This window comes from Oleiphilus sp. HI0125 (assembly GCF_001635355.1).
In genome coordinates, this window is record NZ_LWGF01001399.1 from 1 (window position 1) to 9,832 (window position 9,832).

At 44.8% G+C, this 9,832-nt stretch carries 10 protein-coding genes and 1 other RNA gene; 5 read left to right on the forward strand and 6 right to left on the reverse strand.

Annotated elements, in window-relative coordinates:
* Positions 1-222: 222 nt before the first annotated feature.
* The 3 genes from dnaJ to grpE all read right to left on the reverse strand — a co-directional run bounded on the left by dnaJ (position 223) and on the right by grpE (position 4,166).
* A complete protein-coding gene (gene dnaJ / locus A3762_RS23845; protein WP_068478001.1) occupies positions 223-1,356 on the reverse strand; it encodes a molecular chaperone DnaJ in 1,134 nt (377 codons plus the stop codon).
* A gap of 132 nt (positions 1,357-1,488) precedes the next feature.
* Entirely contained in the window at positions 1,489-3,423 is a 1,935-nt protein-coding gene (gene dnaK / locus A3762_RS23850; protein ID WP_068477995.1) for a molecular chaperone DnaK, read from the reverse strand.
* Positions 3,424-3,554: 131 nt separating this feature from the next.
* The gene (grpE, locus tag A3762_RS23855) at positions 3,555-4,166 is read right to left on the reverse strand and encodes a nucleotide exchange factor GrpE (protein WP_231876611.1); all 612 of its coding nucleotides are present in this window, start codon (positions 4,164-4,166) and stop codon (positions 3,555-3,557) included.
* A gap of 175 nt (positions 4,167-4,341) precedes the next feature.
* On the opposite strand from grpE, the gene recN reads away from it, so the two are divergent.
* Complete coding sequence (gene recN / locus A3762_RS23860) at positions 4,342-6,006, forward strand: DNA repair protein RecN (protein ID WP_068478036.1); 1,665 nt, start codon at positions 4,342-4,344, stop codon at positions 6,004-6,006.
* A gap of 20 nt (positions 6,007-6,026) precedes the next feature.
* Here recN and fur read toward each other — a convergent pair whose 3' ends face one another.
* Positions 6,027-6,431 carry a ferric iron uptake transcriptional regulator gene (gene fur / locus A3762_RS23865; protein ID WP_068477987.1) on the reverse strand — a complete coding sequence of 135 codons (405 nt, stop codon included), beginning with the start codon at positions 6,429-6,431 and terminating at the stop codon, positions 6,027-6,029.
* Positions 6,432-6,559: 128 nt separating this feature from the next.
* On the opposite strand from fur, the gene A3762_RS23870 reads away from it, so the two are divergent.
* Positions 6,560-6,934: an outer membrane protein assembly factor BamE gene (locus A3762_RS23870; protein WP_068477985.1), complete on the forward strand. Its 375-nt coding sequence runs from the start codon at positions 6,560-6,562 to the stop codon at positions 6,932-6,934.
* On the opposite strand, the gene A3762_RS23875 is transcribed toward A3762_RS23870, so the two are convergent.
* Both A3762_RS23875 and A3762_RS23880 read right to left on the reverse strand, forming a co-directional pair.
* Positions 6,931-7,224, reverse strand: coding sequence for an RnfH family protein (locus A3762_RS23875; RefSeq protein ID WP_068476034.1), 294 nt, complete (start codon positions 7,222-7,224; stop codon positions 6,931-6,933). The two genes, A3762_RS23870 and A3762_RS23875, sit on opposite strands and share 4 nt — an antisense overlap.
* Entirely contained in the window at positions 7,214-7,651 is a 438-nt protein-coding gene (locus A3762_RS23880; RefSeq protein ID WP_068477983.1) for a type II toxin-antitoxin system RatA family toxin, read from the reverse strand. The genes A3762_RS23875 and A3762_RS23880 overlap by 11 nt, the downstream gene beginning before the upstream one ends.
* A 146-nt stretch (positions 7,652-7,797) precedes the next feature.
* Here A3762_RS23880 and smpB point away from each other — a divergent pair, with 146 nt between their 5' ends.
* The 3 genes from smpB to A3762_RS23900 form a co-directional block, all read left to right on the forward strand.
* On the forward strand, positions 7,798-8,280 hold the full coding sequence (gene smpB, locus A3762_RS23885) for an SsrA-binding protein SmpB (protein WP_068476070.1): 483 nt from the start codon (positions 7,798-7,800) through the stop codon (positions 8,278-8,280).
* Between the two features lie 242 nt (positions 8,281-8,522).
* Positions 8,523-8,909: a transfer-messenger RNA gene (ssrA, locus tag A3762_RS23895) on the forward strand.
* Between the two features lie 165 nt (positions 8,910-9,074).
* Positions 9,075-9,832, forward strand: a 758-nt coding sequence (locus A3762_RS23900; protein ID WP_156493710.1) for an integrase arm-type DNA-binding domain-containing protein, incomplete at its 3' end; no start/stop codon positions are given.

Here is a 9,832-nt window from a genome sequence, read left to right on the forward strand (position 1 = left end):
CTCTTTTTTAAATGAAAAATTCCCGCTCAAAGGCGGGAATTATAAATAGCTTAATTACTAACCAAACTCTATACAGTAAAAACTCGGCACACACCTACTAGATAGATATTTTTGCATCAAGCGAGGCGAAAGTGCACGGAAAAGCTGAGCTTACACGAAGTAAGTGAGCATTTGAGTACACTGTTAACAAAGCTTGAGGTGAAAATAGCATGCAGTCCTGCACTAAAGCTTCATGTCGTCAAAGAAGCTTTTAACCCCCTCAAACCAAGAATGCTTCTGGGGCGCATGTTTCTTCGACCCACTTTCAAGAGTCTCTTGAAACTCTTTCAACAACTCTTTTTGCTTTTTAGTCAGATTTACTGGCGTTTCTACCGCGACACGACACATCAAATCTCCAACAGCTCCACCACGAACAGGCTTCACACCCTTACCGCGTAAACGGAACATCTTACCGCTTTGCGTTTCAGCAGGGATTTTCAGTTTGACGCGGCCATCAAGTGTTGGCACTTCCAGCTCACCACCCAACGCTGCATCCACGACACTGATTGGCACATCACAATACAAGTTTGCACCGTCACGAACAAAAATAGGATGCTCTTTAACCGAAACCTGAACATAAAGATCTCCGGCTGGGCCACCCATTGCACCCGCTTCACCCTCTCCAGCCAAACGAATACGATCACCCGTATCAACGCCCGCTGGCACTTTCACTGAAAGCGTTTTATTCTCTTCTTGCACGCCTGTGCCATGACAAGCACGACAAGGATCTTTAATAATTTGCCCGCGACCATGACACGTTGGGCAGGTTTGCTGAACGCTGAAAAAGCCTTGCTGCATACGCACTTGACCCTGACCATGACAAGTACCACAGGTCTCAGGCTGCGTGCCTTTTTTCGCACCAGAGCCTTTACAAACATTACAAGTCACTTGAGTCGGAACACGGATCTTGACCGATTTACCGCGTACCGCATCTTCTAGATCTAGTTCGAGATTATATCGAAGGTCTGCACCACGCGAACTTCTTTGGCCACCGCGACCACCGCCGCCACCAAAAATGTCACCGAATACATCACCAAAGATATCGCTAAAGTTTCCACCACCGAAACCACCAGCACCGCCACCAGCGTTCGGATCTACACCAGCGTGACCATATTGGTCATACGCGGCTTTCTTCTGATCGTCAGACAGAACCTCGTAGGCCTCAGTCGCTTCTTTAAACTGTACCTCTGCTTCTGCATCATCCGGATTTCGGTCTGGGTGATACTTCATCGCCAAACGACGATACGCTTTTTTAATTTCTTTGGCGTCAGCAGATTTGTCGACACCTAAAACTTCGTAGAAATCTCTTTTAGACATTACTTATTACCTGTCTTATCGACATTACTCCTCAAATAAAATCTGAGAAGCCTAGATACGATAACGCGGAAGAACTAGCTCCCGCGTTATAAAGAGCGAGCATCTAAAACACTCGCTATTCAAAAAGCAAACTTACTTTTTGTCGTCTTTTACTTCTTCAAACTCAGCATCAACTACATCGTCGCCAGCATTTGATTGCGCTTTCGCTTCTGCCTCTGGACCCGCCGCTGCACCTTCTGCTTGAGCCGCTTGCTCAGCATAAAGCTTTTGAGCAAGGCCTGATGACGCTTCAGTTAACGCTTGAGTCTTCGCTTCGATCACGTCTTTGTCATCACCTTTCAGTGCTTCTTCAAGATCAGCAATCGCTGCTTCAATTGCAGTTTTCTCTTCTGCAGTCGCCTTATCGCCAGCTTCTTCCAAAGTTTTCTTGGTTGCATGAACCATTTGATCACCTTGGTTACGCGCTGTCACAAGCTCTTCGAACTTGCGATCCGCTTCAGCATTCGCTTCAGCATCGTTAACCATGTTCTCGATCTCATCATCAGAAAGACCAGAAGACGCTTTGATCACGATAGACTGCTCTTTTCCTGTCGCTTTATCTTTCGCAGACACATTCAAAATACCGTTTGCATCAATATCGAAAGTTACTTCAATTTGAGGCATGCCACGTGCTGCTGGTGGAATATCCGCCAAATCAAAACGACCAAGCGATTTGTTCTGAGCAGCTTGCTTACGCTCACCCTGAACAACGTGAATCGTTACTGCCGACTGATTATCTTCTGCTGTTGAGAACACTTGCGACTTCTTGGTAGGAATCGTTGTGTTTTTCTCAATCAATGGAGTAGCAACACCACCCATTGTTTCGATACCTAGCGTCAAAGGCGTTACGTCTAGAAGAAGAACGTCTGTCACGTCACCAGCTAGAACCGCCGCTTGAATCGCCGCACCCATTGCAACTGCTTCATCAGGGTTTACATCACGACGTGGCTCTTTACCGAAGAACTCTTGTACTTTCTCTTGAACAAGAGGCATACGTGTTTGACCACCGACCAAGATGACGTCATCAATTTCGCTTGTGCTCAAACCTGCATCATTCAATGCTGTTTTACATGGAGCAAGACTGCGAACAACCAACTCTTCTACCAACGACTCCAACTTAGAACGCGTCAACTTCACGTTTAAGTGCTTAGGACCTGTTGCATCAGCAGTGATGTATGGCAGATTTACATCCGTTTGTTGTGCACTTGAAAGCTCAACCTTTGCTTTCTCTGCAGCTTCTTTCAAACGCTGCATTGCAAGTGGGTCACCCGTTAAATCCATACCTTGATCTTTCTTGAACTCTTCAGCCAAATAGTCGATCAATGCCATATCAAAGTCTTCACCACCTAGGAATGTGTCACCATTGGTCGCTAGTACTTCAAACTGCTTTTCACCATCAACATCTGCGATTTCGATAATCGAAATATCGAAAGTACCACCACCAAGGTCATACACAGCAATCGTAGAATCACCTTGGCTCTTATCTAGGCCGTAAGCAAGTGCTGCTGCAGTTGGCTCGTTGATAATACGCTTAACATCAAGACCAGCGATTTTACCTGCATCTTTTGTTGCCTGACGCTGAGAGTCATTGAAGTATGCTGGAACAGTGATAACTGCTTCAGTAATGTCTTCACCTAAGTAATCTTCTGCAGTCTTCTTCATCTTTTTCAAGATTTCAGCAGATATCTGAGGTGGAGCCTTCTTCTCGCCTTTTACCTCAACCCATGCATCACCATTGTCTGCTTTAACGATGTTGTATGGCACCATATTGATGTCTTTCTGTACTACGTCTGAATCGAATGTACGACCAATCAAACGCTTAATTGCGAATAAAGTATTAGCAGGATTAGTAACTGCCTGACGCTTCGCTGGCTGACCAACTAATGTTTCGTTATCGTCAGCAAATGCAATGATAGATGGGGTAGTACGATCACCCTCTGCGTTTTCGATAACTTTTGCCTGATCACCATCCAATACAGATACACAAGAGTTTGTAGTACCTAAGTCGATTCCAATGATTTTTCCCATTGCTTCTCTCCACTCTAAATTCTGTTAAAGGCGCTCGCCTTTGTATAAGCTTTGATCTTTATGTTTGGCCTTTTTTTTAGTTTTCAAGGACCAAATTTAATTTTTAAACGTAAACTTTTGCTGACGTAAATTTACTGCGCAACAACAACCATTGCCGGACGAATTAATCGTCCATTCAAGGTATAACCTTTCTGCATTGCCGCGATCACTGTGTTTGACTCCGCATCAGGTGCTGGAACCATGCTCATCGCCTCATGCAATGCTGGATCAAATGGCTTCCCAATGGGGTCAACCTGCTCAACGCCAAACTTGGCAATTCCGCTCAGCATGATCGTCAAAGTCATCTCGACACCTTCTCGAAGTGGTGTCATCTCATTTTCTGCAGCTTGTTCAGCTTCAATCGCTTTTTCTAAGCCATCGATCACTGGCAAAAGCTCTTTCGCGAACTTCTCTAGCGCGAACTTGTGTGCTTTCTCAACATCTTGCTCTGCACGACGGCGAACATTTTGAGCCTCAGCTTGCGCACGCACTGCAGCATCTTTTAATGCACCAAGTTCGGCAGCTAATTGCTCTGCTTTAGCTTGCCAATTTTCACCTTCTTGATTTGCTTCTGTAGATTCTTCAACTACTTCAGCTTCAGGCGCATCATTCACTAACTCTTCTTCTGGAGTCTCGGTTTGCGCATTATCTTGATTGTTTTCTTCAACACTCACGTGCATTCCCTCAAATACAAACTTAGTCAATCTGTTGAGCTGCTTAGCTCAGTTGGTTCACGAAGTGGGGGCGAGAATATGTTTTTCAAGTAAAAAAGTACGGATGCAAACAAACTTTTCTATTTTTTCTCTTCCCAAACCTTTGCCATCCTACTTAGCCAGTATTACACTGTTTATAAATACAGTAATTTTGAAAGCGCCGACTATGCTTAACCAACTCAGTATTCGTAACTTCGCAATCGCCAGTGAACTAGAAATTGACTTCAATTCGGGAATGACCGTCATGACCGGTGAGACGGGTGCAGGTAAATCGATATTGCTCGACGCACTTGGGCTTACACTGGGTGATAGAGCCGACTCAAGTATGGTGCGGCACGGACAAGCCAAAGCAGAAATATGCGCAAGCTTCGATATTCGCCACATCAGCGCAGCAAAGCAGTGGTTAACACAACACGACCTTGATAATGAAGACGAATGCATTTTACGCCGCGTTATCACTGCCGAAGGTCGATCTCGTGCGTATATCAATGGTCAGCCAAGCCCATTAAGCGACATCAAAGCACTTGGCGAACAAATAATTGATATACATAGCCAACACGAGCATCAAAGCTTACTAGTCAAAGATAAGCACCGGGTACTTCTCGATGATTATGCAGGCAATGAAACGCTTGTTAAGGAAGTAAAAGAGAGTTATCAAGCATGGCAAAAGAAAGCTCGCCAGCTAGACATGCTGATAAACAACCAAGAAGAAACCCAAGCGCGCTTACAAGTACTCAACTTTCAAGTCGACGAATTTGAAAAGCTAGCACTCCAAGACGGCGAACTTGAACAACTTGAGCAAGAGCAAAGCAAACTTGCCAATGCTGAAGTGCTACTTGCGGGTGCGCATGAATCTATAGCTGCAAGCAGTAATGATGAGCATGGAGCACTATCACTCCTTCAGCGCGCCAAGCATGCCTTAAGCTCACTGCCTGCTGAAGAATCTAGCATTAGCGAAGCGCTAGATTTATTCGAAGAAGCTAGTATTCAAATTGAGGAAGCGACTAATACACTTCGCCACTTTGTCGGAGGCTTTGAGCTAGACCCTAACCGATTAAACTTTATAGACGAACGCTTAGGTCAAGCCTATCAACTCGCGCGCAAACATCGCTGCCAACCAGATGAACTCAACGACGTTCATCTTCGATTAGCGCAAGAGCTCGAAGCCTTAACGGGTGGCGACCAAGACCTTGATAGCCTTGAACAAGAGGCTGAGTCTCTTAAAAACATATACATTCAACATTCCAACACACTTAGCAAACATCGACAAAAGCACGCAAAAGAACTCGAAAGCCAAGTCGCTGAGCAATTAAAGCTGATGTCGATGCAAAATGTCGTGTTTGCTACGCAATGCGACGCCTTAGACATGAGCAATGCAAGCGCAAACGGTTTAGATGATATCGAATTTCTTATTAGCACGAACCCCGGCCAACCACCAAGACCTCTTGCCAAGGTCGCCTCAGGCGGTGAACTATCAAGAATCAGTTTAGCGATTCAAGTTGTTCTCGCTCAGCGTTCAGCTGTTCCAAGTATGGTATTTGATGAAGTAGATGTTGGGATCGGCGGCGGTACAGCTGAAGTTGTAGGAAAGTTACTAAAAGAGCTTGGGCAAACAGGCCAAGTCATTTGCATCACTCACCAACCTCAAGTCGCCTCGCAAGGTGACCGCCATCTTCGCATTAGTAAATCAATCATTGATGGAACAATGCACTCAGCGGTTGAGCCATTAAATAACGCAGAAAGAACAGATGAAGTAGCAAGAATGTTAGGCGGGATAGATATTACTGAGCAAACTAAAGCGCATGCGAAAGAAATGCTAGGGCTCAACTAACCCCAGCATTACAAGATTTATTATTTCTTCTTACGAACGTACAAGGTCAAACTATGATCAACTAATTCATAGCCGTATTTCTCGGCAATTTCGTGCTGACGTTTTTCAATAATTTCATCATAAAATTCAACAACTTCACCAGACTCAGCATCAACCATATGATCATGATGCTCTTCACTCGCCAACTCAAAAACAGCATGGCCACCTTCAAAATTATTGCGCTGCACTAAACCTGCCGCTTCAAACTGAGTCAGTACGCGATACACCGTTGCCAAACCTACATCATCACCTGATTCTAGAAGTGCCTTATACACATCTTCAGCACTCATATGCTTACCATCAGAAGCTTCTAAGAGACCCAACACTTTAAGGCGTGGAACAGTTACTTTTAATCCGGCTTTTTTTAAATCAGTATTTTCAGGCATAACTTACTCTTTATTATGATGTATATAGGCGCACATCCCTTAAATCAGTTAAGATGCGCTCCGCAGACAAAATCAACGGCAGTAAACTCAAAACGAATGCTGCAAACAATAGTGGAATTAAGAACTAGATGCAAAACAAGTCTTCCCGTTTTACTAAGATTTCAAATAAGAACTTGGGCGCAATCATCACCGCTGTATTTCTTACATTAACCCTCGGCGCATGTGCCTTCCCAGGCGTATATAAAATCAACGTTCAGCAGGGCAACATTATCACGCAAGACATGCTGAGCCAGCTACAAACAGGAATGACCAGACGTCAGATTCACTTTGTACTAGGAACCCCAATTGCCCGTAACGTATTTAGCGACAAGTACGAAAGTTATATCTATTCATATCAACCTGCTGATGGTGAACTACAACAGCAGGTGATCAACGTGTATTACCAAAATGGAGTGTTTACCCACTATGAGGGAGAACCCCTCGAAGAACACTCTGCTTACTAAGCTTTTGGCTTCTTAGCACGATTCAAACGCGCTTGCTTAGGATCAATAATCAGAGGGCGATAAAGTTCAATGCGATCGCCCTCTCTCAAGGTCTCTTCTTTTGGCTTCTTAACTGCTTTACCGAAGATCCCCATATCAATTTCATCGTAATTTATTTCAGGGAAAAACTTCTCTAAACCAGAATGTGTTGCGGCATCAAACACAGTCGTACCCGCATCCACTTCCAACTCAACTATTTTCTGAAGATCGGGGCGCGCATATGCCACCTCAATGCGAAGCTTACTTTCCATATACCACCTTTGCGCGTTCACAGAACGCATCAACCATCGTGTTTGCGGCTTGATTAAACACAGGACCAAACGCCAGTTTAGCTACGCCCTGCTTCAACTCGAACTCTAGATCTAATTCAACCTTACAGGCATCTTCACGCAACGCTGTAAAATGCCAATCACCTTTGAGCTTTTTAAATGGGCCATCTTCTAAACGCATCGATATTTTTTCATGCGCAACGAGCTCATTCCGCGTAGTAAAAGATTGCCTCATCCCACCCTTACTCACATCCAAACTTGCACGCATCTGTGTAAAGTCCGCTTCAAGAACAGTCGCACCCGAACACCACGGCAAAAAAGAAGGATAAGAAGCCACATCATTTACAAGGTCATACATTTGCTGAGCAGAAAACATGACCAGCGCGGAGCGATTTATTTTTAAAGACATAAAACCCAGCCCAATTAATTGGCGCGTATTGTAACCGCCTTCTCATCTGCACTCTAGCGCTTCTGCGAATGCGCGATAAATTCTGTAGCAAGACCAGAACTTGTAATATACTTCCCGTTTTTCACAGACACTCCAGCAGTAATTTCATGGCCGGCAAGAAAAAACCAAAGCAACAAAGCAATACCATCGCGTTGAATAAACGCGCCAAGCACGACTTTCATATTCAAGAAAAATTTGAAGCTGGCGTTGCGCTTACAGGATGGGAAGTGAAAAGCTTACGTGAAGGCAAAGGCCAGCTTACAGACTCGCACGTATTCTTGAAAGACGGGGAAGCATGGCTACTTAACGCACACATTACGCCACTTATTTCTGCAAGCACTCACGTCATCGCAGAGCCAACTCGCCAACGAAAACTGCTGCTTCACAAAAAAGAAATTGCCAAAATTAATGCAAAGATAAGCCAAGCAGGCCACGCATGTGTTGCCCTAGCCCTTTACTGGAAAAACAACAAAGTAAAGTGCGAAATTGCATTGGCCAAAGGTAAAAAAGAATTCGATAAACGCGCGACCGAAAAAGATCGCGACTGGAATCGTCAAAAAGCTCGCGTTGTTCGCGAGCATGCGAAGTAACTAATATTTTTTGACTTTGGGCTTGCTACTCATGGTTTCAAGAGTATGATTGCCCAACTAGCGTTTCACCAACGCTTAAAGGTTTCAATAAGTTTCGGAATGATATGGGCCACAGGCCGATTTCTTCCAGAAATTGAAAATCAAATTGTTGATTTTCAAAGGCATGAGCGACAGCAGCATCTTGCTGCTGGCCGGGACTCGACGCAGTCGAAGCCAAACGCTTAAAGGTTTCAATAAGTTTCGGGGATGATATGGCTTCGACGCTGGTAACGAAACCAGAGGTGCATGCCGAGTGTACAGTGGCACTCGTACTCCAATCGCTGTAATCAATAGTTGCAAATGATGACAACTACGGTGCTGCTCTAGCTGCGTAAGCAGTTAAAAAAGCACTTTTAGGGGTACGCCCCTAACGGTCTGTAACAAGGTGCCTGTACCGCGATACCGACTGTCACTCAGAACAGGACCGCACCACGGCATACTCGGGGTCGTGCTGCTAAATTTTACTGAGTTCGCCAACCACGTCCTGCCCGTTGGGCTGTGGAAGGTTAAACTAATTAACGGAATCTAAGCATGTAGAGCCGATGGCAGAGTGCTGACGGACGCGGGTTCGACCCCCGCCATCTCCACCAAATAGAAGTTCGCAACATACCGTGAACAACCTCAGAGCCCGCACTACGCGGGCTTTTCTTTGCCTATTCGGTTCGTAAGAGTTCACCAAACACCATAGACATTCGCCCCTATTTAGGGGCAATATTAGTGGACAAAGCGATATTCAGAGGGGCAAAAGCAATTTCATGGCGCGTGAAACGGACAAATTAACTGATGTGCAGATACGCAATGCACAGCCAAAAGATAAGACCTACAAGCTCTCAGATGGAGAGGGACTTTACATCGAGGTCCGATCTAATGGGGGCAAATATTGGCGCATGAAGTACCGATTTGGGGGCAAATATAAATATCTATCGTTTGGCGTATATCTTGACACCCCTAAAAAGGCGCAGCACATTTCATTAAAGCAGGCACGCGCAAAACGCGATGAAGCACGCGAAGCAATATCTAATGGCATTGATCCAGCTGAAAGAAAACGCCAAGAAAAACTTACATCAAATATATCGAGCGCAAATTCATTCGAGGCCATTGCAAAAGAATGGTTGGAGAAAGAAACGCCACATTGGTCATCAAAATATACAGAGAATGTAAGTCGTTATATTGATAACTACATGACCCCCTACATCGGCAAGCGACCAATAAAAGAAATCACCGCACCAGAATTATTGGCGGTTTTACGCCGAAAGGAATCACAAGGTTATATTGAAACCGCAAACCGCATGAAGCAGATCGCCGGGCAAATATTCAGATATGGCATCGCCACTGGCAGAGCCGAGCGCGATCCATCGCGCGATCTTGTTGGTGCATTGGCTAAACCAAAAGAGAAACACTTAGCCTCAATAACAAAACCATCGGAAGTGAAAGTATTACTTAATGCCATTGATAGTTTTCAAGGATCTAAGGTCGTTGAAGTCGCACTTAAGTTATCGCCATTACTATTTGT

Excerpts from the sequence above, each read along its gene's own strand:
- A3762_RS23880 (WP_068477983.1), bottom strand. The coding sequence starts at position 7,651 with ATGTCTTTAAAAATAAATCGCTCCGCGCTGGTCATGTTTTCTGCTCAG.
- smpB (WP_068476070.1), top strand. The coding sequence starts at position 7,798 with ATGGCCGGCAAGAAAAAACCAAAGCAACAAAGCAATACCATCGCGTTG.
- recN (WP_068478036.1), top strand. The coding sequence starts at position 4,342 with ATGCTTAACCAACTCAGTATTCGTAACTTCGCAATCGCCAGTGAACTA.
- fur (WP_068477987.1), bottom strand. The coding sequence starts at position 6,431 with ATGCCTGAAAATACTGATTTAAAAAAAGCCGGATTAAAAGTAACTGTT.
- dnaJ (WP_068478001.1), bottom strand. The coding sequence starts at position 1,356 with ATGTCTAAAAGAGATTTCTACGAAGTTTTAGGTGTCGACAAATCTGCT.
- A3762_RS23870 (WP_068477985.1), top strand. The coding sequence starts at position 6,560 with ATGCAAAACAAGTCTTCCCGTTTTACTAAGATTTCAAATAAGAACTTG.
- dnaK (WP_068477995.1), bottom strand. The coding sequence starts at position 3,423 with ATGGGAAAAATCATTGGAATCGACTTAGGTACTACAAACTCTTGTGTA.
- A3762_RS23875 (WP_068476034.1), bottom strand. The coding sequence starts at position 7,224 with ATGGAAAGTAAGCTTCGCATTGAGGTGGCATATGCGCGCCCCGATCTT.